Source organism: Spirosoma pulveris (assembly GCF_054781875.1).
The window spans coordinates 663,606-687,398 of record NZ_BAAGTO010000002.1; the positions used below are offsets into that span (position 1 = coordinate 663,606).

At 54.0% G+C, this 23,793-nt stretch carries 16 protein-coding genes; 8 read left to right on the plus strand and 8 right to left on the minus strand.

Going from position 1 to position 23,793, the window contains the following annotated elements; translation table 11 throughout:
• Positions 1–18: 18 nt before the first annotated feature.
• Both ACYVJM_RS10960 and ACYVJM_RS10965 read left to right on the plus strand, forming a co-directional pair.
• A complete protein-coding gene (locus tag ACYVJM_RS10960) occupies positions 19–3,237 on the plus strand; it encodes an efflux RND transporter permease subunit (RefSeq protein ID WP_461148264.1) in 3,219 nt (1,072 codons plus the stop codon).
• Positions 3,215–4,669, plus strand: a complete 1,455-nt coding sequence (locus tag ACYVJM_RS10965) for a TolC family protein (protein ID WP_461148649.1) — start codon at positions 3,215–3,217, stop codon at positions 4,667–4,669. The genes ACYVJM_RS10960 and ACYVJM_RS10965 overlap by 23 nt, the downstream gene beginning before the upstream one ends.
• Before the next feature lie 6 nt (positions 4,670–4,675).
• On the opposite strand, the gene ACYVJM_RS10970 is transcribed toward ACYVJM_RS10965, so the two are convergent.
• The 3 genes from ACYVJM_RS10970 to ACYVJM_RS10980 all read right to left on the minus strand — a co-directional run bounded on the left by ACYVJM_RS10970 (position 4,676) and on the right by ACYVJM_RS10980 (position 8,376).
• Entirely contained in the window at positions 4,676–5,602 is a 927-nt protein-coding gene (locus ACYVJM_RS10970; RefSeq protein WP_461148265.1) for a dihydrodipicolinate synthase family protein, read from the minus strand.
• Positions 5,599–7,188 carry a sodium:solute symporter family protein gene (locus ACYVJM_RS10975; protein WP_461148266.1) on the minus strand — a complete coding sequence of 530 codons (1,590 nt, stop codon included), beginning with the start codon at positions 7,186–7,188 and terminating at the stop codon, positions 5,599–5,601. Before ACYVJM_RS10975 ends, ACYVJM_RS10970 begins: the two co-directional genes overlap by 4 nt.
• 90 nt (positions 7,189–7,278) lie before the next feature.
• Entirely contained in the window at positions 7,279–8,376 is a 1,098-nt protein-coding gene (locus ACYVJM_RS10980; protein ID WP_461148267.1) for an acyltransferase family protein, read from the minus strand.
• Positions 8,377–8,459: 83 nt separating this feature from the next.
• Between ACYVJM_RS10980 and ACYVJM_RS10985 the strand changes: the two genes are divergently transcribed.
• From ACYVJM_RS10985 to ACYVJM_RS11000, 4 genes are all read left to right on the plus strand, one after another.
• Positions 8,460–11,051 carry a family 20 glycosylhydrolase gene (locus tag ACYVJM_RS10985; protein WP_461148268.1) on the plus strand — a complete coding sequence of 864 codons (2,592 nt, stop codon included), beginning with the start codon at positions 8,460–8,462 and terminating at the stop codon, positions 11,049–11,051.
• Between the two features lie 42 nt (positions 11,052–11,093).
• Positions 11,094–11,930, plus strand: a complete 837-nt coding sequence (locus ACYVJM_RS10990; protein ID WP_461148269.1) for an ROK family protein — start codon at positions 11,094–11,096, stop codon at positions 11,928–11,930.
• Positions 11,931–12,015: 85 nt separating this feature from the next.
• Complete coding sequence (locus ACYVJM_RS10995) at positions 12,016–13,269, plus strand: MFS transporter (RefSeq protein ID WP_461148270.1); 1,254 nt, start codon at positions 12,016–12,018, stop codon at positions 13,267–13,269.
• A gap of 58 nt (positions 13,270–13,327) precedes the next feature.
• Positions 13,328–14,491 carry a XylR family transcriptional regulator gene (locus ACYVJM_RS11000; protein ID WP_461148271.1) on the plus strand — a complete coding sequence of 388 codons (1,164 nt, stop codon included), beginning with the start codon at positions 13,328–13,330 and terminating at the stop codon, positions 14,489–14,491.
• A 28-nt stretch (positions 14,492–14,519) separates the two neighbouring features.
• On the opposite strand, the gene ACYVJM_RS11005 is transcribed toward ACYVJM_RS11000, so the two are convergent.
• Together ACYVJM_RS11005 and ACYVJM_RS11010 are read right to left on the minus strand one after the other, a co-directional pair.
• Entirely contained in the window at positions 14,520–15,275 is a 756-nt protein-coding gene (locus ACYVJM_RS11005) for a LytR/AlgR family response regulator transcription factor (protein ID WP_461148272.1), read from the minus strand.
• The gene (locus ACYVJM_RS11010; protein WP_461148273.1) at positions 15,272–16,897 is read right to left on the minus strand and encodes a sensor histidine kinase; all 1,626 of its coding nucleotides are present in this window, start codon (positions 16,895–16,897) and stop codon (positions 15,272–15,274) included. The genes ACYVJM_RS11005 and ACYVJM_RS11010 overlap by 4 nt, the downstream gene beginning before the upstream one ends.
• 330 nt (positions 16,898–17,227) lie before the next feature.
• Between ACYVJM_RS11010 and ACYVJM_RS11015 the strand changes: the two genes are divergently transcribed.
• The gene (locus ACYVJM_RS11015) at positions 17,228–18,289 is read left to right on the plus strand and encodes a patatin-like phospholipase family protein (protein WP_461148274.1); all 1,062 of its coding nucleotides are present in this window, start codon (positions 17,228–17,230) and stop codon (positions 18,287–18,289) included.
• A gap of 52 nt (positions 18,290–18,341) precedes the next feature.
• On the plus strand, positions 18,342–19,085 hold the full coding sequence (locus ACYVJM_RS11020; RefSeq protein WP_461148275.1) for a hypothetical protein: 744 nt from the start codon (positions 18,342–18,344) through the stop codon (positions 19,083–19,085).
• Positions 19,086–19,099: 14 nt separating this feature from the next.
• Here the strand turns inward: ACYVJM_RS11020 and ACYVJM_RS11025 are convergent, their stop codons facing one another.
• The 3 genes from ACYVJM_RS11025 to ACYVJM_RS11035 all read right to left on the minus strand — a co-directional run bounded on the left by ACYVJM_RS11025 (position 19,100) and on the right by ACYVJM_RS11035 (position 23,777).
• The gene (locus tag ACYVJM_RS11025) at positions 19,100–19,828 is read right to left on the minus strand and encodes a DoxX family protein (protein ID WP_461148276.1); all 729 of its coding nucleotides are present in this window, start codon (positions 19,826–19,828) and stop codon (positions 19,100–19,102) included.
• Positions 19,829–19,869: 41 nt separating this feature from the next.
• Positions 19,870–21,114, minus strand: a complete 1,245-nt coding sequence (locus ACYVJM_RS11030) for a hypothetical protein (RefSeq protein ID WP_461148277.1) — start codon at positions 21,112–21,114, stop codon at positions 19,870–19,872.
• Between the two features lie 296 nt (positions 21,115–21,410).
• Positions 21,411–23,777 (minus strand): hypothetical protein, encoded by a 2,367-nt coding sequence (locus tag ACYVJM_RS11035; protein WP_461148278.1) that lies wholly within the window; start codon positions 23,775–23,777, stop codon positions 21,411–21,413.
• Positions 23,778–23,793: the final 16 nt, after the last annotated feature.

Below are 23,793 nucleotides of genomic sequence, written 5' to 3' on the forward strand. Positions count from 1 at the left end.
TTGTAGACTGACTCACTTATGTTTAACACCTTCATTAAAAGGCCATTACTCTCAACGGTCATCTCCGTATTGATCGTATTGCTGGGTGTACTGGCTCTTACCAGCCTGCCCGTTACGCAGTTTCCCGACATCGTTCCCCCGTCCGTAACGGTAACGACCAAATACACCGGGGCCAGCGCCGATGTGTGCGTGAAAGCGGTAGCCACCCCGCTCGAACGCGCCATCAACGGGGTGCCTAATATGACCTATATGACCTCTATTTCGGGGAACGACGGCTCCACCCTGATCCAGGTGTTTTTCAAGGTCGGAACGGACCCCGATCTGGCAGCCGTCAACGTGCAGAATCGGGTGACAACGGTGATGGACGAACTTCCCGAAGAGGTGATCAAAGCCGGTGTTGTGACCGAGAAAGAGGTGAATAGTATGCTCCTCTACCTCAACATTGTGAGCGACGACCCGAAGGTGGATGAAAAATTCATTTACAACTTCGCCGATATCAACGTGCTGGCCGAACTCAAACGCATCGACGGGGTTGGCTTTGCCGCTATTATGGGTAGTCGGGATTACTCCATGCGCGTGTGGCTCAAACCCGACCGCATGACGGCCTATGACATTTCGGCCGATGAAGTCATTGCCGGCATCCGGAAGCAGAACGTAGAAGCCGCCCCCGGCAAAGCGGGCGAAAGCGCCGACCGGACACCGCAGGAGCTCCAGTACGTACTCCGCTATACCGGTAAGTTTTTCGAACCGGCCCAGTACGAAAACATTGTGCTGCGGGCCAATGCAGACGGCTCGCTGCTGCGACTGAAAGACGTGGCTGATGTGGAATTTGGCTCGCTGGATTACGGCGTATTGTCCAAAAACGACGGTCGCCCCTCGGCGGCTATCATGCTTAAGCAGCGCCCCGGCTCCAACGCCAGCGACGTCATTGCCAACGTGAAAAAGCGCATGGCCGAGTTGAAGGAAACGTCGTTTCCGGCAGGAATGACCTACAACTACGCCTACGACGTTTCACGCTTTCTGGATGCGTCCATCCACGAGGTGATTCGCACCCTCATCGAGGCCTTCATTCTGGTATTCATCATCGTTTTCCTCTTTTTGCAGGACTGGCGCTCAACACTCATCTGCGCGCTGGCGGTGCCGGTGGCCCTGGTGGGCACGTTTGCCTTCATGAGCGCCATCGACTTTTCCATCAACCTGCTCACCCTGTTTGCGCTGGTACTGGCCATCGGTATCGTGGTCGACAATGCCATTGTGGTGGTGGAGGCCGTCCATGCCAAGATGGAAGAAGACGGCTTGACGCCCCGAGCCGCCACCTTTGCCGCTATGGGTGATATTGCCGGGGCCATTGTAGCTATTACGCTGGTGATGTCGGCGGTGTTCGTACCAGTCGCCTTTATGTCGGGACCAGTGGGTATTTTCTACCGGCAGTTCTCGCTTACGCTGGCAATTGCCATTGTTATTTCGGGGATCAATGCGCTCACGCTTACTCCCGCCCTTTGCGCCATTCTGCTCCGGCCGATGCACGGCGAAAAGACAGGGTTGCTGGGCCGCTTCTTTGTCAAATTCAACCGGGGGTACGAATCGCTGGCAAGCTGGTACCAGGGGCTGCTCCGCCGGGTCGTGAGTCGGGGAATCATCACATGGGGGCTGCTGCTGCTGTTCGTTGCGGCCACCTGGGGTATCAGCACCGTGTTGCCGGGGGGCTTCATCCCCACCGAAGACCAAGGGATGCTGTACGTTAACGTAACCACACCCGTAGGGGCCACCGTGAGCCGCACCGAGAAAGTACTGGACGCGATCGAAGCGGTTGCCTCGGAGCAGGAATCGGTCGATAACGTCTCGACACTGGCCGGGTTCAGTCTGCTTACCGACGGCGCCGGGGCTTCGTACGGCATGGCCATGATCAACCTCAAACCCTGGGAAGAGCGGAAAGAGTCGTTGCAGGAACTGATAACTACGCTCGAAGACAAAACCAAAGGCATCACCGACGCCAGCATTCAGTTCTTTCCTCCGCCTACGGTGCCGGGCTTCGGTAACTCAAGCGGCTTTGAACTGCGGATGCTGGACCGGGGACGCAGCGACGACCTGAACAAAACCGCCACGGTAGCGCGGGACTTTATCGACGCCCTGAAACGACGCCCCGAAATCGGAAATGCGTTTACCAGTTTTGACCCCAGCTTTCCGCAGTATATGCTGCACGTCGACCAGGAGAAAGCGTCCCAGAAAGGCGTGTCGATCGACAATGCCATGAGCACCCTGCAAACCCTGATGGGCAGTTACTACGCGTCGAACTTCATCCGGTTCGGGCAGATGTACAAAGTGATGGTGCAGGCGGCTCCCAGCTACCGAACCAAACCCGAAGATGTGCTGTCGATGCGCGTCAAGAACGACCAGGGCGAGATGGTGCCGTATTCCAACTTTGTTACGCTGGAGCGGGTGTACGGCCCGGAGCAGCTTACACGCTACAACATGTACACGTCGGCGATGATAAACGGAGATGCCGCCCCCGGCTATAGCAGTGGCGACGTCATTAAGGCCATTCAGGAAGTAGCCACCAAGGAATTACCCAAAGGATACGCCTACGAATGGTCGGGGATGTCGCGGGAGGAAGTGATGTCGGGCGATCAGGCGATCTACATTTTCGCCATCTGTCTGGTGTTCGTGTACCTGCTGCTGGTAGCCCAGTACGAAAGTCTGTTTCTGCCCCTGCCAGTACTTTTGTCGCTGCCGACGGGCGTTTTTGGCTCGTTTGCCTTTCTGCAACTGGCAGGTCTGCAAAACAACATTTACGCGCAGGTAGCCCTGGTTATGCTTATTGGTCTGCTCGGTAAAAACGCCATTCTGATCGTGGAGTTTGCCAACCAACGCCAGAAAGAAGGGCTTTCTATTATAGAAGCCGCGCTGGAGGGGGCCGTATCCCGACTGCGCCCTATTCTGATGACGTCCTTCGCCTTCATTGCCGGTCTGATTCCGCTCTGTATGGCATCCGGTGCCGGTGCTCTGGGTAACCGCTCCATCGGTACGGCAGCGGCTGGCGGCATGTTTACCGGCACCATTTTCGGACTGGTGATTATACCGGGCCTGTACGTCATTTTCGCCAAACTTTCAGAACGGTTCGCATCCAAAAACACGGAAGACAATGAACCGAATCCCCATCACCCAAAGCAAACCCATGCGGGTGTCGTTCCCGTGCCCACCCAACCTCACGTTAATGGAAAAGTCATTCAATCTTAAATTGACCCGAATCAGTTGTTATTTCGTAACTGGGCTGCTTCTGCTGAGCGGCTGTCAGGTGCCTCGTATCATGCAGCCGCCAAAGGCCCGGCAAACGCCCGTTTTGTTTGTGGGTAGTACCGATTCTGTCGGTATTGCCAGCCAGAACTGGCGGCAGTTCTTCGACGACCCGAATCTGGTGCAGCTCATCGACACGGCACTGGCCGATAATCTGGACTTACGCATTGCCACCCAGCGGATCGAAATGGCCAGAGCCTCCTTCGACTACAGCCGGGGGTTCTTGGCTCCGCAGGTAAACGCGGTGGGCTCGGCGGGACTTGACCGGTACGGACGAACCACCCTGAATGGGGTGGGTAACTTCGACACGAACCTGTCGGATAATATTCGGGGAAACCTGGTAATCCCCAACCCGACCCCCGATTATTTTCTGGGTGCTCGCTCTACCTGGGAAATTGATATATGGGGCAAGCTCCGCAACCGTAAAAAGGCCGCGTACGTCCGGTTTCTGGCATCCGAAAAAGGGCGTCACGCCGTCATAACAGCCCTGGTTGCCGAAGTGGCCCGTTACTACTATTCGTTGCTGGCGCTGGACGGCGAGCAGGAGATTATTCAGAAGAACATTGCTCTTCAGCAACGGGCGCTTGACCTGGTTCGGATTCAGAAGCAGGCCGGTCGGGTTACGGAGCTGGCCGTTCAGCAATTTGCGGCCCAACTTCTCAACACCCGGAGCCGGGAAAAACAGATTCAGCAGCAAATTATCGAAGCCGAAAACCAGTTGAACCGATTGCTGGGCCGGTATCCGCAAGCCATCGCCCGGGGCAAATCGCTTCGGGAACGGGCGTTGCCCGGCCAGGTACTCACGGGCCTGCCCGCCCGGATGCTCGCCCGCAGACCCGATATCCGGCAGGCCGAACTTGAACTGGCAGCCGCCAATATCGACGTGGAAGCCGTACGGGCAGAATTTTTGCCGAGCCTGAACCTGTCGGCCTACATGGGACTGAACTCCTTCCGGGCCGCATCGCTGTTCGACCCGGCGTCCATTGCGGCTGGTATACTGGGTGGTCTGGCAGGACCGGTCATCAACCGCCGTTTCGTAAAAGCCAACTTCCGGCAGTCCGAAGCGCAGAGCCGGGAGGCCTTCTACCGCTATCAGCAAACCATCGTGACCGGCTTCGGGGAAGTCGTTACCAGCCTGCGGGGAGTCGAAAACTTCCGCTCCGTAGTGGACCTACAGGAGCAGGAAGTCGATGTACTCGAAAATGCCGTTGCCACGTCGAACGACCTGTTTTCAGGCGGTTATGCCTCCTATCTGGAAGTCATTACGGCGCAGCGATCGGTGCTGGAAGCGGAACTGGCGGTCATCAATACGAAGCAGTCGCAGTTTCTGTCGCTCACCGACCTGTACAGGGCGCTGGGCGGGGGCTGGGAATAAGTCGGCTTAGGCTAATTCCTCCTGTAACCGGGTGTAGTCGGCCAGTAAACCATTGATCTGCCGGGCAATTTCCGGCGTAAACGTACCTACCTCCCGGCGGGTAAAGGTAGAAAGATCGAGCCCGCGCTGCTGCAGAAAATACTTCGACGTGATGGGGTATACCTGGTGCATCACATCCATTTTGTCGATTAGAAACTGCTGCACACGGGCTACTTTCCCGGGCTGTTCGGCATCGTCATAATGCTGACAAAGCCAGACGATCAGTTCGGGAAAGTAGTTGCCCTGAATGCACGAAAGCCCCGCCGAACCGGCTTTCAGCGACGCTACGGCATGGGCCATGTAGGCATCATACAGACCAAAGCCGGGGCGGGAAGCCAGCCGGAGTTTCTCCTCGATCTGGTGAATATCGAGGCAGGTATCTTTGTGATAAATGACCCGGCCTGTGTCGACAAACAACTTAAGATTTTCGGGCGAGATCAGGCGTTTGTAAGGAACCGGGCATTCGTAAAACCCGACCGGGATGCTTTCCGTATAATCCAGCAACTGAAAAACGTTTTCAGTAAACACAGCCTCCGAATCGGCTTCGTCGGCCAGTAAACCCGTTATCAGAATGACGGCCTCGGTGCCGGTGTCGTGGACCTGTTTAATAAAATCGGCCTGTTGCTCCATCGGCCCGCCAAAGGTGCCCGTTGCCACGACCGGCACCGCCCCGTTTACCACTTTGATGACGTGACGAATGAGCTGAAGCCGCTCCGATTCGCTCAGTTCGAACATCTCGCTCGACAGGCAATTAGCGAACATACCGGCCGCACCGGCTTCCAGGTAAAACTCGGTGAGCCGCGTCAGGGCGTCGAAATCAATAGAACCCGAATCGGTAAAGGGCGTGAGCATCACCGGAATGAAGCCTTTAGTCGCTGTTTTCATATCAATCATTTAACCAGAGCAGCCGTCTGCTCGCTGGGCGTTGAACGGCCATTTTTTAGTTTTGTCAGGAGTACACCGATGAGGAAAATGGTGAGCGTGCCTACCACGATAATCATGTTGCTGTGCAACGGATTCCGGAGGTAGCCATACTCGGCGGGCAGGCTGCCGGAGAAGGTCATCCAGAGAATGACCAGCACACCGATGACCGTGGCCGTCAGGGCTTCGTGACTGCTGGTGCGCCGACTGATCAGCCCCAGCAGGAACAAGCCCAGCATACCAGCCGCAAATATACCCGAAAGCGTCCACCAGGCATCCAGAATACTTTTCACCCCGATCATGGCCAAGCCCGCAGCCAGCCCCATTACCCCAACCGCCACCGTAGCCAGGTGTAGCAGCGCCAGTTGTTTTTTCGGGCTGGGATTGGGGTTGATGTAGCGCTTGTAAATATCTTCGGTAAAGACCGTCGCCGACGCATTCATGCCCGAGCTAATGGTGCTCATGGCCGCCGACAGAATAGCGGAAATAATCAGCCCCATCAGACCCGGTGGCACGTTGGTCACCATAAAATGCGGCATCACTTTATCGCCATAATCCGCGGGTTGCAGCGAAGTCACCAACCGCGACACCTCGGCCGCCGACGCCGTAGCGGGCAACCGGTCCAGCGCCACTTTCTGCTTGATGGCGTCGATGAATTCGGGGTGGATCTGGTAATAGGCGAACAGGCAGGAACCGATCACAAAAAAGAGCAGCGAAGCCGGAACATACAGCCATACGCAAAGCCAGAGCGATTTAGACGCTTCTTTGGCTGATGCCGTGGTGTGGTAGCGCTGGATATAATTCTGGTCCATCCCGAAATTATTGAGGTTGATGAAGAACCCATACAGCAGCACCACCCAGAATGACGACTGGGTAAAATCGGGCGAGAACGTACCCAGACTGAATTTATCGTGCGTGGTTCCAATGTCTACGATGCTGGTAACGCCCCCCGGCATGGCCTGCACGATGAGATACAGGATCAGTAAGGCGCCAAACGTTTTGACCACCGCCTGCACCACCTCAGTCCAGATAACCGCTTCCATGCCACCCAGAACGGTATAAATGATGATACAAACGCCCATGACGACCATGATCATCTGCATGGAAAAGCCCGTTAGCGCCTGCAAACTCAGGGCAATGCCGAGGAAGATCGAGCCCATTCGGGCCAGTTGTGTAAGCAGAAAACAGACTACGGCGTAGGTTCTGGCCCACGGCCCGAAGCGGTGTTCCAGATGCGTGTAGGCCGATATTTCGCCCGTTTGCCGGTAAAAGGGCACAAAAAAGCGAGAGGCCATATAAGCCGCCAGAGGCATGGACAGACTGAACACGAATGAGTTCCAATTGCCGCCGAAGGCTTTCCCCGGCACACCCAGAAAAGTGTTGCTGCTCAGAAACGTCGCGTAGATGGACAAACCGGTTGCCCAGCCCGGAATAAGCCCCGACGCTTTGGTAAACTGATCGGCGTTTTTGTTTTTCCGGGAGAAATAAACGCCCACCAGCACCATCGCGACGAGGTAGGCGGCAATAACGGCCAAATCAAAAAAGGGCAGGTTTTTCATGGAAGTACTATGAATGGATCAGGCAAGGATTAGATCAGGGTCGTTGTCATGCGTAAGGAAAATTGGGGGTGACCCCTACCCTATACAGGCTCAAAGTTTTATGAAAATCTGCCGCTGGTACAGCATATAAGCCGGGATAAAATTGATGCCCACGAACAGCAGGGCGTACAACAGACTCGCGAGTTCAGGCGGCACACCCGCGGCCGTCAGTCCCGTTACCGCCTGCTCATTCAATGCCTTTCCGCCAACGGTAAGCCGGTAGAAAACGAGCGCTGACAGGTCGGCCAGTACGTAGACCGCAATAGCGTTGGCTCCGAAAATAATCCCCGGTTTCGTGCCGGACGTGTACCCCAGCACATCGACCAGAAAATAAACGGCCCCGAGCACAAGAGCCGCAAAACCGGCGGTCACCAGCACGAACGAACTCGTCCAGAGGTTTTCGTTGACCGGGAATGTCAGCCCCCAGAAATACCCCAAAACCGCTGTAAATAGCCCCGCCGTCATGAGGTACGACACCTTTTCGGTCGGGCTGACGGAACTAGTCATCAGCCGACCGGCCAGCATACCCAGGATGCCCGTTACGATAGACGGAAACGTGCTGAGGATGCCCTCAGGGTCCCAGGTGCCCTGCCACATGCGGCCGGGCAGGTAGCGTCGGTCAAGCCAGGCGGCCAGATTCTGGCCCGGTTCCAGCACCACGCGACCCACATCGGGCGTGGGAATCCGGGTCATGGCCAGCCAGTAGGCCAGCAGTGTAAGGGCGGCAATTCCCAGTTGCTGCTTCCGGTTGGTGGTCAGAAAAAGCAGGGCACAGACCAGAAAGACAATGGCGATTCGATGGAGGGTACCCGTCCAGCGCAGATTGGCAAAGTCGAAATCGGGCATCAGGTTCAGGAACATGCCCACAGCAAAGATTTTCAGCGACCGAAAGACGATTTTCTGCATCAGCGGCCCTTTTGGAGGCCCATCGGCTCGCTTCCGGGCGTAGGCCAGCACAATGGAAACGCCCACGATGAACAGGAAAAACGGCGCAATGAGATCCGTGAACGACAGCCCGTTCCAGCGGGAATGCCGCAGCGTGAAATACACGAACTCTTCACTCCCCGGAAAATTGGCAACGATCATGGCGGCAATGGTAAATCCACGCATGGCATCCAGCGAAATCAGTCGGCTCGGTTGGGGTGTCATCTAAAAATAAAAAAGCACAGGTACGGCAATAGTATCTTTAGTACTGATTTGCGTACTATATAGGCTACTTAACCTGACTATTTATGCGTATTGGTTTTTTCGCCACCCTCCTTTTTCTGGTCCTGGCTGGCATTTCCGGCTGTCGGCAGTCACTCACGGCAGACGGCGAAGCGGGGCGTCAACTGGTGGTCTCCTGGGAGCTGGTCAGTAATTTCACAAACGTGAAAGATGGATTCGAAGCCCGTTTTACGATCAAAAACAACAGCGACCAAACGCTCACGGATGCCAACTGGGCGTTGTTCTTCAACATGTCCCCCCGCCCGATTATCACGCCAAAAACGCCCCAGCTGGCCACGGTTCGGCATATCAACGGCGACTGGTATACGCTCGTCCCGAACAAAGGATTTACACTTAAACCCGGTGCCTCGACCGAAATAAGCTATGAAGGCACCGAAGCCGTCACCAAACTTACCGATGCGCCCCTGGGCCTGTACGTTGTGTTGTACGACAAAGCGGGCAAGGAAGAAACCGTTGCCGAAATCGCCAACTATACCATCCGGCCGTTTACCCGAAAGGAGCAGGCACTGCGGGGCGTCAATGATCTGGAACCCCGCTACACCCCCGAAAATACCTACCAAAACAACCTGTCGGTTTCGCTGCTCCCGGCCGAACAGCTCCAGAAAATAATCCCCTCGCCCGTTAAATTGACGACCGGCACGGAAACGCTGGCTCTGACCGCGTCCATGCCGATCTACGCCGAAAAAGGGCTCGAAAGCGAAGCGAATTTTCTGAAGCAGAAACTGAAAGCCCTGACCGGGAAAGACATTTCAGTAACGACCGAAACACCCCCCAAAGCGGGTATTTTCCTGAAAACAGGCAATGTGAGCGTTAACGGCACGGCCAGCGAAGCGTACCGGCTTGGTATCGACGGAACCGGGGTTTCCATTACCGGAAGCAATGCCGCCGGGGTGTTTTATGGCATACAGAGCCTGCTGGCCCTCCTGCCCACCCAAGCCTACCTGACGCCCAGCGCGGCCGTTTCGCTACAGTATACCCAGATCGAAGATGCGCCCCGTTTCGCGTTTCGGGGGTTGCACCTGGACGTCAGCCGGAATTTCCAGACGAAAGAAACCATTCTGCGTATACTTGACCTGCTGGCCTTTTACAAAGTCAACCAGTTCCTGTTTTACACCACCGAAGACGAAGGCTGGCGACTCGAAATCGACGGTCTCCCCGAGCTAACCAACGTAGGTGCCCAACGGCAGCATACGTCCGGCAAAGAAACGCCGGTGCTGCACCCCGCCTATGGCTCCGGCCCCAAAGCATACGCCGACGGGAGATACGGCAGCGGCTATTATACCAAAGCTGATTTTGTCGAAATCCTGAAATACGCGAAGGAACGGCATATCAAAGTGATTCCTGAACTGAACTTTCCGGGGCACGCGCGGGCCGCCATCAAAGCCATGGAAGCCCGCTACGAACGGTTGATGAAGGAAGGTAACGAACGCGAAGCGAACGAATACCGGCTCATCGACCCCAACGACAAATCCGTCTACCTGTCCGCACAAGGGTACACCGACAACGTGGTGAGCGTTGGGCAGGAATCCACCTATCGTTTCTACGAAAAAGTGGTGGATGAGATCACCAAACTGTACAAAGAAGCCGGAGTACCCATGGATGTTATGCACGCCGGTGGCGACGAAGTACCGGAGGGTGCCTGGACCCAATCGCCCGTTGCGGCCAAACTGCTGAAAGAAAACCCAACTCTTGGCGACCCGAAGAATTTACAGGCCTATTTCTTTCAGAACCTGCTGAAACGGCTCAAAAAACGCAACCTGGAAGTTCACGGTTGGGAGGAAGTTGCCCTCACCAAATCGGCAGCGGGATCGTATGTACCCAACCCGGCCTTTGTGGGCCAGAAAGTCGTTCCGTACATTTGGAATAACCTGTTCGACCCCGACCTGGGCAACCGGCTGGCAAACGCCGGTTATCCGGTCGTGCTGTGTAACGTGTCGAACTTTTACTTCGATATGGCCTATACCAACGATCCGCGCGAGCCGGGACTTTATTGGGCGGGCTACGTCGATACCCGCAATAGTTGGGCGTTTGCCCCGTTCGATATGTTTAAGACAACCTATAAAACGTCTATGGGCAAACCCCTCGACTTTACCGGTCTGGAACGGATGAAGCCAGAAGCCCGGAAAAACATTCGGGGCCTTGAAGCTCAGCTTTGGAGCGAGACCGTCAAAGGCCGCGACATGGCCGAATACTATATGCTGCCTAAACTGATGGGTTTTGCCGAGAGTGCCTGGGCACCGGAACGCGCCTGGGAAACCATCGAGAATCGAGCGGCCCGCGAAAAAGCCATCAGCGCGGGCTGGAACGTGTTTGCCAATACGCTCGCGCAGAAAGACCTGCCCCGGCTGGCCCGCATCAACGGAGGGTATGCCTACCGGCTTCCACCACCGGGGGCCCGCATCGACAACGGGAAACTGTTCGCTAATGTCGAGTTGCCGGGTCTGTCGATCCGTTACACAACCGACGGCTCCGAACCAACCACCCAATCGACCTTATACAAAAATCCAGTACCTGTAACGGGGACCGTGAAGGTAAAAAGCTTTGACAGCGCCGGGCGATCGAGCCGGGCGGTGATCGTTACCAGTACAAATCTATAGTGTCTTACCAGCCGTATAGATTAAAACCAAAAACTGCTTTCTATGACTATCGGAGTTGACTTAGGCGGAACCAATGTGCGTGTTGGTCTGGTCGATAATGGCATAATTGTTCGCCAGCGGAGCATGGCGCTGGAACAAAAAGATTCCCTTTCGGCTACCCTGGCGCAGCTTATCGCGCTTATCCAGCCCTTTGCGGACGGTTCCGTAAACAGCATCGGCATCGGAGTGCCGTCGGTGGTAGATATTGACCGGGGAATTGTCTACAACGTCGCCAATATCCCTTCCTGGGAGGAGGTTGCCCTGCGCGATATTCTGGAGAAAGAGTTCGACCTTCCCGTTTTCGTTAATAACGATGTAAACTGCTTTATTCTCGGTGAACATCAGTTTGGACTCGCCAAAGGGTACCGGTCGGCGGTGGGCATGTCCATCGGAACGGGGCTGGGGTCGGGCATCATCATCGACAATCAGTTGTATGCGGGCAGCAACTGCGGGGCGGGCGAAATCGGGCTGCTGCCCTACCTCGACAAAAATATAGAGTCGTATGCTGCCACGCAGTTTTTCGAGTCCGTTCATGGCACAACGGCGCTGGAGGCCAGTTTGTCGGCTACCTTAGGCGATAAAAACGCGCTGAAGCTATGGGCTGATTTCGGCAACCATTTCGGGGTGGCCGTTAAAGCGGTGCTTTACACATACGATCCCGAAGTAATTGTGCTGGGCGGCTCCATTGCCAAAGCGTACCCATTTTTCCGGGCAACGATGTACGAGAGTATGGCCGACTTTGCGTATCCGGTAACGCTGCGTCGACTACAGATTTTCCAGTCGCAGAACGAGAACATTGCCCTGTTGGGCGCGGCTGCGCTGGTGCGCCAACTGGTATAAAACCCACCGGTTTTTGCTTTAGACAAACGCCATATCCTGAAGATATGGCGTTTGTCTAAAGCACCCTTCACTCTCCTGAAAAACTATGAAACGAAACCCGCTGCTGGTCGTCCTGATTCTGCTGATTTTCTTTGTCATTTCTTTCCTGACCAACATTCTGGGACCCATTATCCCCGATCTGGTTGACAGTTTTCAGCTCAGCATCGGATTAGCGGGTTTTCTTCCATTTGCTTTTTTTGTCGCGTACGGTGTGTCCATGCCATCGGGTATTCTGGTGGAGAAATACCACGAGAAACCAGTACTGATCGGCGCTTTTATACTGGCGTTGCTGGGGGCGCTGCTCTTCGCGCTGATTCCCCATTTTTCGGTGGCACTGGTCTCGCTCTTTTCCATTGGCATGGGTATGGCGATGTTACAGGTAGCCATCAACCCGCTGCTTCGGGTGGCGGGGGGCGAAGAGCATTTTGCGTTCAATTCGGTACTGGCGCAGCTTTTTACCGGGGCAGCTTCCTTTTTAAGCCCGCTGCTGTACAGCTATTTTGTTCGCACCGTGCATACCGATGATCCGTCTTTTATTATTCAGCTACTCAACCGGCTGGTGCCGCTGCACTTTGAATGGGTGTCTCTGTACTGGGTCTTCGCCGTCACTACCCTGCTCATGATCGTGGTGATGGGCCTGATCCGGTTTCCGGCGGTGGTTCTGCGCGACGACGAACGGATCGAGGTAGGCGGCACGCTCCGCGAACTGCTGCGTAACCGAACGGTTCTTCTTTTTTTTGCCGGAATTTTTGCGTACGTCGGCACGGAGCAGGGTATCGCCAACTGGATGTCAAAATTTCTGCAACTGTATCATGGCGTCGATCCGGCCACGACGGGTGCTACGGCCGTGGCTTATTTCTGGGGACTGATGACCGTTGGCTGTGTGCTGGGGCTGGTGCTGCTCAAATTCGCCGATAGCCGCAAAGTACTGATTGTCTTTACGATGGGTGCCATTTTGATGCTGATCATCGGGCTGTTTGGCACTAAAGAATGGGCCCTTTTTGCCTTACCGGCCACTGGTTTTTTTGCGTCGGTGATGTGGTCGATCATTTTTTCGCTGGCCCTCAATTCGGTGCCTCATCATCATGGCACCTTTTCGGGTATCCTGTGTACCGGCATCGTTGGGGGGGCGTTGACCCCGCTCCTCATCGGCGGAGTGGCCGAACTGGTGGGCTTGCGCTGGGCCATGCTGCTCATGCTCATCACGCTGGGTTACATTGTCAGTATCGGGTTCTGGGCAACGCCTTTGGTGAGTAATGCGACGATTAACTTAAAGAGCGAAAGCGTGAAAGATCGGTAAAACTCACCGGCGAGCCGCTCTTTCACTCATTCACGCTTTCGCTCTTTCACCATTCCCCATGCACAAGATTATTCTGTTAATCGACTTTTCGGAAGAGTACAGCAAGAGCCTGCTGAAAGGCATTACCAAATATTCGCGGGAACATGGCCCCTGGGTATTTTGCCGGATGCCGCTTTTTCATCGGGAAACGATGGGCATCGACGGCATCCTCGACTGGGCGCGGGAGTGGGAAGCCGACGGTATTGTGGGACAGTTGTACAATGATGTCAGTGTTGAGAAGATCGTGCAGGCGGGCATTCCCGTCATTGCGCAGGACTTTAAAGAGCGTTTTACGGATATTCCCAACATTACCGGGGCTTACCGCGAAACGGGCGCGATGGGTGCCGATTACTTCCTGAAAAAGGGGTTCCAGCACTTTGCTTTTTACGGCTTCAGCAACATCGTCTGGTCGCGGGAGCGGGCGGAAGGGTTTGAGGAACGGGTCACGCGGGCGGGGTACCAGGTCACGTATTTCGAACATAAAAAAGCCCGTTCCAGTGAGTTGTGGTACTACAAGCCCAGTTCACTGAGCGACTGGCTGGTCTCATTGCCCAAACCCATCGCGATCATGACCTGCGACGACCGGCTGGGGCAGCACATTACGGAGGCCTGTCGGCATTCGGGCATCCGCATTCCCGAAGAGGTGGCCGTACTGGGCGTCGACAATGACGAGATGTTCTGCGAACTCTCCGATCCGCCCCTGTCCAGCATCACCCTCGATGCCGAGAAAGGGGGTTACGATGCCGCCCACCTCCTCGACCGGCTAATCCGCAAAGAAATAACCGAGGGCTACGACATCGTTGTAGAGCCAACTCAGGTCATTACCCGCCAATCGACCGACATTTACGCCACCCCCGACGAATACATTGCCGTATCGCTCAAATACATCCACCAGAACATCGACAAGAACCTACAGGTCGACGATGTGGTGAAGCAGGTCCCCCTGTCGAGACGGTCGCTCGAAATGCGTTTCCAGCAGGTGATCGGCTACCCGATCTACAAGTACATCCAGAATTTACGCATCGAGAAATTCGCCAAAAAATTACTCGAAACCGATCAGGCGGTGTTTGAGATTGCCATGGATCTGGGCCTCAACGACACCCGGAACATTGCCCGTCAGTTCAAGCAGATCAAAGGGTGTACACCCCTCAAATACCGGCATCGGTACCTGGCCGGCAAGTAGGATAAGTTTCGGGGCTAGGCCTACTTAATCACCTTAAATTCAACGCTTTTTTAAGCTCGTCCTTCTTGCCGCGCGATATGGGCAGTTCGGTACCGTCTGTCAACAGCAGAAAGTCGCCAAACTCCTTTTTCCAGCTCCTGACAAACGCTTTATTGACCAGATGCGACTGGTGGCACCGTATAAAGTCGTGGCTTTTCAACAGGTCGTCGTACTCATAAATGGGTCTGCATACCAACAGCGATTCGCCATTATTCAGATAAAACGTGGTGTAGTTATTTGAAGACTGACACCGGATAATTTCACTCGTTTTCACGAATCGCGTCTCTTTGGCAGTCGCCAGAGCAATACGCTGTTCTTCATTCGTGTGGCCGGTTTTTAGCAAATCCAGCAGGTTTTCGAGTTGTTGATTCTGAACTTTCAGACGGCGCTGTTTACCGGCTCTGTCTACCGCGGCCTGTAACTCGCCAATGTCAACCGGCTTCAACAGGTAATCGACTGCGGCAAACCGCATGGCCTGTATGGCATACTGATCGTAGGCCGTCACGAAAATCACCTCAAAATTGTGGTCGGGCAGGCTGCGTAACAGATCGAATCCGTTTTGCTGAGGCATCTGTATGTCCAGAAACAGCAGGTCGGGTTGATGCGTATACACCAGCCGTTGAGCGGCCTCAGCGTTGAGGGCCGTACCGCAGATATGCACCTGCGGGCAATACGTACCGAGCAGCAGCTGCAGGTTATCCAAGTTAGGGGACTCGTCGTCGATCAAAAGGGCTTTCAGGATCATAGAAACCAGTCGGTAAACGTAAGCGTAACGAGCATACCCGTACCGCTGTTGTTGCTGGCAAAGGTGATCGGCTGTTTCGGGTGAAGTTCGTTCAATAACTTGATCCGGTCATGCACAAGCCGCAAACCGACGCCATTGGCCGACTTCATTTCGGTATAGCCTTTCCCGTTGTCGGTAATGGTGACCATCATGGTGTGGCCCGACCGACTAACTTTAACCTCTATACGGCCATTTTCCTGTAATGAAGCTACGCCATGTTTCACGGCGTTTTCGACCAGAGGTTGCAAAAGCAGCGCCGGCACATTGGTTTCGTACGCATTCACCGCCGGATCGACACTGAGATTGTACTGAAAATTAAACCGCAGTTGCTCCAGTTTCAAGTATGTGTCTAACGTTTGTATTTCTTCCTGAAGTGAAATTTCGTCTTTGTTACTGTGGTTAAGCGACTCCCGCAGAAGCCGCGCGAAATCCGACAAATAGCTATTGGCTCCTTTGATATCCTGCTTGTTGATAAGGCCCTGAATAGAGCTGAGCGCGTTGAACACAAAGTGTGGGTTTAACTGTGCGTAAATAGCCTTTAATTCGAGCTGTACCCTGGTTCTGTTCATTTGTTCCTGCAGGGTTTTCCGGCGTTGTCCGATAAACAACAGGATGAATAAGCAAGCCCCCAGTAGAGCCGCTATAAAAATACCGACCAAAATGCGGAACAGATTCGTTTGGTACCAGGCCGGTGCCACGTCGAAACGGTACTCGGCAATGTGCTGTGGCTGAGCAGAATACCGTATTGTGAGCACATAATTACCCGGCGGATACTGGTTGAGCCAGATAAAGCTGTTGTCATACGCATTGTACCGCCATGGGGTATACACACTGCCATTGCGGCTTAGTTTGTATTGAATTTGGTCTTTGGTAAAAATAGTCCCTCTGAGCACAAAAATAAGGTTGGTATTGGTCGAAGGCACGGTAAGTACGCGCGACTGCTGGCCGGTGGGCTCTTTGATTGGCGCCCAAGGGTACTGCAGCTTTTTGAGGAACTGGTCAACATTATCGGACGTGTACACATTCGTCACCACCGGCTTAATAGATTCCCAGGCAATCGCTGATGTAGCCATGATCCGATCACGTTCTGCGTGCCTTACATCTATGATCAGCATCCTGCCGAGGGTGGTTCGGTAACCGCCCAGGTAAGCCATTTCAGGCATTCCCGACTCCCGGATCAGGGTAGAATCGGTGAATTGGTCAATACCTCGCCAGGGCACCAGAATCCGGTTGCCGGGGTATTCCATAACCCGAAACTGAAACAAATAAGCATTCTTCCGCCCGACACCCGGCATGAAGAACTGGGCTCGGGCCGTATCAAACGTATTCCGGACCAGCAGTTCCTTTGATCGCAATTGCCGAAACGAAGTATCATTCAGTAAATGAAAATTTTTACTCGTTTCACGGATCGACCATAAGAAATCGTTGCCCTTACGTAGGGCTACCAGTAAACCAATGGCGGGTGATTTGCCCGTTGCGCCAGTCGTATAGCTCTGTGAATAGTCGCCCCACTTGATCTGGGCCTGTGCAGAAGCAAAAGTTAGTATGGCCCCCATCACCGCTAATAAGACTGCCTTTTTCATGTCCTCGACGTTTTGACATCAAAACAAGCTTCTTTTCCGATGATTAGTAAGCGTACTGTGAATTCGGCGGGTATGACTGTGCATTGGTACCCGAAATCCGGTTAATAAGGGTTTGCCCAACGCGTCATTAATCAGTATCCGGTACAACCAGCAAATAAATTCCTCATCTGCATGGGGGACGTACGGCAGTACGGCCATCAAAAAAGGGTGTTTTCCACGTTTTTCAATCTCAAAAAAGTACATACGTTTAATGAAATAAGTACAATAGTCTTCCTTGAGAAAAACGTAGCTCGTTGATAACGTCTGTTTTAAGGAAGTATACGAAAAGCGATGTACACAATTTTATCAATTGACGGTGGTGGTATCCGGGGCATTATCCCCGGCCAACTTATGGTTACCCTCGAAGCCAAACTAGCTGCCCGGGTTAACCAGATACCCTCATTAAAGTCGGCTTATCCCGACGGGGTCAGACTGGCTGATTTTTTTGACTTCTTTGCCGGAACCTCAACGGGAGGTATTCTAACCAGTCTTTACCTGTGCCCGGATAACCAGCAGCGTCCGCGCTTCAGCGCCCAGAATGCAGTGGATCTTTACCTGGAGTTTGGCGACGACATCTTCGAGATATCCGTTTGGAAAAAGGCCGCTTCCGGCGATGGTGTGCTGGATGAAAAGCATGATGCTGCGCAACTGGAACGAATCCTGAAACGCTATTTTGGCAGTACAAAGCTCAGTGAGCTACTCAGGCCGTGTTTGATTACCTCCTACGACATCCGTAAACGCAGAACACACTTCTTCAATAAGAACGACGCAGAAACGCTCGGAAACTCACATGACTTCCTGGTTCGGGACGTATGCCGGGCAACCTCGGCGGCTCCTACTTACTTCGAAACGGCCCTTATTCATTCGCTCGACGATGTTAGCTACCCGCTCATTGATGGGGGCGTATTTGCCAACAATCCGGCCTTATGCGCCTACTCGGAGGTACGCAACATGAAGCCCGAACTAACGGCAAAAGACATGCTAATCGTGTCGTTAGGCACGGGCAGCGAAAACGAACCGTACTCCTACAACGTAGCGCGCAACTGGGGTTCCATTGGCTGGGTACGGCCCGTTATCGACATTATGATGTCGGGAGCCGCTGAGGTTACCGACTACCATCTGACCAAGATGTATTCAGCAATAGGAAAACAGGGTCAGTATATGCGTTTCCAACCCGCTGACCTTAGAGATGCCGATATGGCCATGGATAATGCACAACCCAAAAATCTGAGGGCTCTTCTGGAAGTTGGAAAAACAACAGCTACTGCCTGTAATAAAGAGCTGGATTTGCTGGCAGACATGCTTATCAGCAATAAGCGAAAGAATGATTTGTCTGCGTCACAAGTCGACTGATAACCCGTTTCATTACCCGCCTTTACTCTCTAAACCCTACTCCTTCAACACCATGACAGTTGCCAGACCTATACCCGAAGAAGAACCTGTCCCTGAACCCCAACCAACAAACCCCCGTTTGCTGACTAAAGCCGGGAAGACCGAACGGAACATTATCGGCATCTTTCTCTTCCTGGGATGGCTTGCCTTATTTATCCTCGGCTTAAGTCTGGAGGCTTCAACGTTTCGGGATGCAATAATTTCTGACGACATTATTCGCTGGAATTACCTGGCCCTTTACGCGGTCAGCCTAACGCCAACAAACGTTGCTTTACTGGCTTCATTGGCCGGGGCTTTAGGCGGGATCTCCAGCAATTTGGCCGCCAGTAATAAGTTCTCCATTATTGACCCCACTTCGCTTAACCCAAACTCAACCGATTTTCAAAGTTATCTGTACATGACCGAAAGCCCCCTGGTTTCGCTTCTTCGGGGCTTTGTCACCTTCATGATCTTTATTGCCGGGTCGTACCTGACGAATTTTACGAGCTCGGTCGATGCCAGTAACACGGCAGAGTTTACCGGACTAACGGTGTCTTCGTACACTCGATTTGCCGTAACGGTATCGTTGCTTGCTTATTTGGCAGGTTATGATCCATCCCGTATTCAAAGTTTACTTAAGAGTTTTAATATGACAAGAAAGGACAGCGAACCGGCTATTGTTCAAGCCGATGTGCATAGTATCAAGGTTACTGACACCCACCTTACGGCCAATACCGCCAAAGCGGCCCAAAACATGCTACAGACAAAATCAACGTAGTGCCCTTACTTTTCTCAATGCAGCCGGTTGCCTTTCAGGGCGCTATGATAAGCATCCAGGCAGGTGTTAAGCGGTTTACCGTAGGTGTGGATGCAATCGCAGAAAGCACGGCAAGCCTTTGGGTTAGGGCTGTTCCTGCATTGTGTCATACAGTCGGGAAAGGTGTTGCGGGGTTTCATGTCGTAGACGTTAGTCACGAACAGCCCTACCAGAAAAACCGTCGTGACCACGCCGGCAAAGAACCGTTTTGGGAAGGTACTCATCAGGCTTTTCGGATTGGGTGGGGCCTCCAGGGGTGCCGAATGAGTGAACGGAAAAATGAATTTCAACTTGTCATAATCCCAGCATAACAGGTACAGATTTGCCAGCACCATCAGGGGCGACGTCAGCAGTGACCCATCAAAGCGCACCGAAAACGACAGGATCGCGATGTTCAGTATGATGGGAAAATAGAGGAGCGCACCCAGCGTGGCGGTACGGGGAATCAGCAACAGAATAGCCGCCAGCATCTGAGCAATACCTATAACAGTGTAGTAATAGCCGGTATGGTACAGCGCTTCCAGGTAATGCCCCATCGGGTGGTTGTTGGACAGATCGGTAAACCGCTCCCCCGCAACTTTCACATAGCCCGCCGGTAAAAACCCCATCGCCAGCACCACGCGGTTAAAGACCGCAAAATACCGCATCCAGCGATTCTGCTTTACCCGGGCATGAAACCGGTCGAGTGTGGCTGCTACGTTCATAACCTTCGACGTTTTGACTTTTGTAACCGCGGTTTAAACCCTTACTTAAAGCCAAACAGCAGCGGGAACAAGAAAACGACAATAGCGCTCCATGCACTGTAGATGGGCAGGAATAAAGCCATTGACCGGCCCACCAGCGAAAGGTCCGTTTTGCGGGTCATGGCCCCGAAGAGCCGAACGCCTACGTATAACAGGTGACTGAGCATCAATACATTTTCTCCCAGCACAGCGGCCCGGTTGGGCGTCAACCCCCACTCGGCAATCCGGAACAAAACCGCCGACAACGCAATGCCATTCACCACGACCGTTACCGCCGATAACAGGAAAAGAATCAGAATTTGGGCGGGCTTTTTCGTGGCTGACGTGGCCTCAGCCACCGAGAAGAAAATAAGCGCCATCACACCGATCAGCAGCGCATTGTATAGCAGCAAAAAATCGCGGTCATGGTACGGATCTTTCCCCGAGAAAATCGTAGCCGTCAGGTAAACGACCAGCATCACCAGCGCTACCGGGCTAAACAGGTTTGCGATAACAGGCGCCACTTTGTTGACCAGCGCGGGTTGTGCCTGGGTCAGAAAAGTGGCTACCAGGGGCACTGCGGCCAGTCCGCTAATTACAATGTAGTTGAAATAAAACGTTTCGATCTTCCAGCCGCTCAAGCCAAACAAGTTGATGGTCAGTGCCGTCGTTAGTCCGCCCGCGATCAACAGAAGGGGCGTCACAACCGCCAGCTCGCCATTATACCGCAGAAAGCCCAGCCAGTTTACCTCACCTTTCAGCCTTCCTCCGCCAAAAGTGAAGCCCAGCAGAGACCACAGCCACAGGGGTAAATGAATACAGGCCAGAATCAGCGTATTGCTCGTTTGATTTTTAGGGAGAAAGTTGATAAAGACTACGGCGAACAGGGTAAGTCCGCCCAGCCAGGCACCCGTTTTCCAGGAGATTTTGTTTTTCCAGGCAAAGTAAGCGATCAGTATTGGAAATACGATAAAGCCTACATTGCGGGAATAAAACAACTCCTGATCCAGCGACAACAGTTTCGGTAACTGGGCCAGCAGCGCGGCCAGCCCGGACGCTGCTACCACAAAAAGGCGCTCGCCAGGCGTACCCCAGCTCAGGTCATCGGCCCTGTAATTTAGTCGCTGGTACCATCCCTCCGCCAGCAGGTTGTCCTGCAGGTTTGGATAAAGGGCGTTAAAAGCCGCTTTGAATGTTGTCTTGTTAGTCCAGTACAACTTTTCCAGTTGCCGGGGATTGTTCAGGCTGGACAGAATCTCTTCGCGCATAGCAGTAGCAAATTAAAGGAAGGCTTTACCCGTCTGTAACCCTTATAACCGACATGATTCCCAGACAAGCTCAACTGTGATACATAAAGTACTTTGTGTTTCAAAGTTAACATTCTTTTTTATCACGCAAGAGGTACAGGCAAAAAAATTTAGCTCAATCCCGTGAGTGTTTTAGTCGCGCAACCTTGAACTGTTTGTAGGAAAAAGCGTCGTGTACGCTGTTGACGTGCCGTAGGCATGTAACAGCCCTTTTGCTACAAACAGTCGCTTTGCGACTTTAGAGTCAGCGGATCTGCTCATTCGGTTCCTTTTTCTTTCAGCAACCAGATGTCGGAAATGCGGGAATTTTGCCGCCAGTTCAGGTGCGACTCCTCCGGCTGATCGAAGGTGACGCTGATGCGCCCGTCCTGCGTGGCCGATAGCGGCACAATCCATTCTTTCACTGTATCGGCCTCCCGGTTATAGACCGTTGGTTCGAGACGCTGCCCATCAACGCGCAGCAAGGCTTCGCCAAACCCCACCACCCGAACAATATAGCGGGCACCGGGATCGAGGTTTTCGTAGGTGAGCGACGGGCTTCGCTGGTAGGTTTGCGACGACAGTCGGGCACGGCTGCGGCCATCCTGCCACCAGGCAATGTCGGTGGCATCGTCGGAGATGGTTTTCACGCGCGGGCCTTTGCTCACGCTCGACACATCGTCGTAAAAACTGCCCTTGCCGGGGTTTTCCCAGAGGCTGATTTCCCGCAAACGACTTACCTGTTCCGGCTTCGTTTTCAGAGACTTGACCTTTCCAAACTCATCGGCCAGCCACCATCGGTTGTTGAGTGGGTAATCAACAAAATCCAGCAAACAGCCGCGTTCGTAGCCTTTGGCTTTGTATTTCGGCACGCTGGTTTGCAGACCAACCGAGGCAAACAAATCGGCGCACAGGGTTTCGATCCGGCTGCGCAAATCGGACGAGACGGGACTTTTATCGGCCTGATTCACGACATCCAGCGCCTGACTCATGGCCGTTTCGGGGCCGGTCATATCGGCTCTGGCGAGCAGTTGATTGGCCGTCTTTTCGAGGCTCTGCTCATACAGCAACCGCCTACGGATATACGCATCGTACGTTGCCCGAAGCAGGAAAAGCTGCCACCGCCAGTTGGTTGCCAACACGGGCTGATCGGCTTCCAGTTTTTTCCAGAAGGCAAACGTAGCCTCTACCCCACCGTTTTCGGCCAGTGGCCCCTGCCAGTTTTGTTCGAGAGCCGCAATACCATTGGCGGTGGCGGCATCCAGCGTCGGGCCAAAGAAAAAGCGGCCATAATCGGCGAGTATGTCGTTGACATCGGCCTCCGGATTCCAGCCGCGCATACTCCAGACAACCTTATTTACATCATCATGACAACCATCCGAATACGACACGAAGCCATCGGTAAATGGGGCTGCGGCTGCCTGCGCTTTGGCGAAGAAATTCGGGCGCGGGTTAGCCGCTTCCCGGCCCAGCGTCAGCGCGTAGGCCTGATCCCAACGCTCAACCGGATATTCGCAGCGGACGTTGTGGGTAATGTCGGGGTACTGCCGAAGCTGGTATTGTTTCGGGAGCCGGAAGCGGGTTTCGGCGAGTGAGGGGCTCCCCGGCCCGTGAACCAGACCGGCCAGCCAGTCGGGTTTGTGCTGCGCGAGGTATCCGTAGAAATAATCGACCTGCTCAACACTGAACCCCTGCAACGAGAGCCATATTTTAGCCTTCGGATGGTGTTTTATCAGGCGCGTGTGCAGGTCTTTCAGGAAAGGCATCACCTCCCGGGGATGATTATCGCCCGGATCGCCCCCCGGCACAAAGATGTGGTCGAGCCGGGGACAGGCTTTGTAGAAAGCCTCGTGCAAATCGAGTTCGGCTGTCCGTTTGGCCGCGTCGGTCAGGGCAAAGGTGGCGGGGGTCCACACCCAGTAATCGAGGTCGTACTTCTGGCATATGGCGCTCATTTTTACGCGCATCTCAGGAGCGGGCAGCTTAAAATGGGGGCTTGGCTTTTCTTCTTCGTGAAACGGAATGCCCTCAATGGCGTTGGTCCCAAAAATGGCCAGCTCCCGAATGTACTGGTCGAACTGCGCCACCGACCAGGCATCGTAGGAATTGGCCGTTGACCGATATCCCAGCTGATGCCCCCGAATGGGGTAAGCGGGTGCCGTAGCGAGGTTAGCGGGCGCGGCCAGTTCGAGCCGCTTTCGGTCCATTATAAGAGTTCGCAGGAGCCAGCCCGTACCGTATAAAATACCCCGGGCGTCGGCACCAATGATCCAGATCGTCGTTCTTCCGGCGGTCACATCGCTGGCAACCCGAAACCCTTCCGGCAATGTTTCCGGGCGCTGCCTGTCCGAACTTACCGGCACTGGAACTCCCGCCAGATCCGTATCGCCAGCCAAGACAAACGCCACGCAAACGAGATTCGTTTTCGGCCAGTCGGTCACGCTTTTCAGGGTTATGCCGGTTCGTTTGGCAATCTCCTCTGTTAGCATTTGAGGGGCCGTTACGCGCATTGGTGCCGGAACTGAGGGTGATACAAGCACAACTGCCCGCTGTAGGTTAATGGGTTGAGCCAGCAGGACGCCCGTTCCGGCAACAATCAGAAGCGTAAGGAAAATGAGACGGGAAACAGAACGGGTTGGGTACATAGTTACGGTGGGTAGG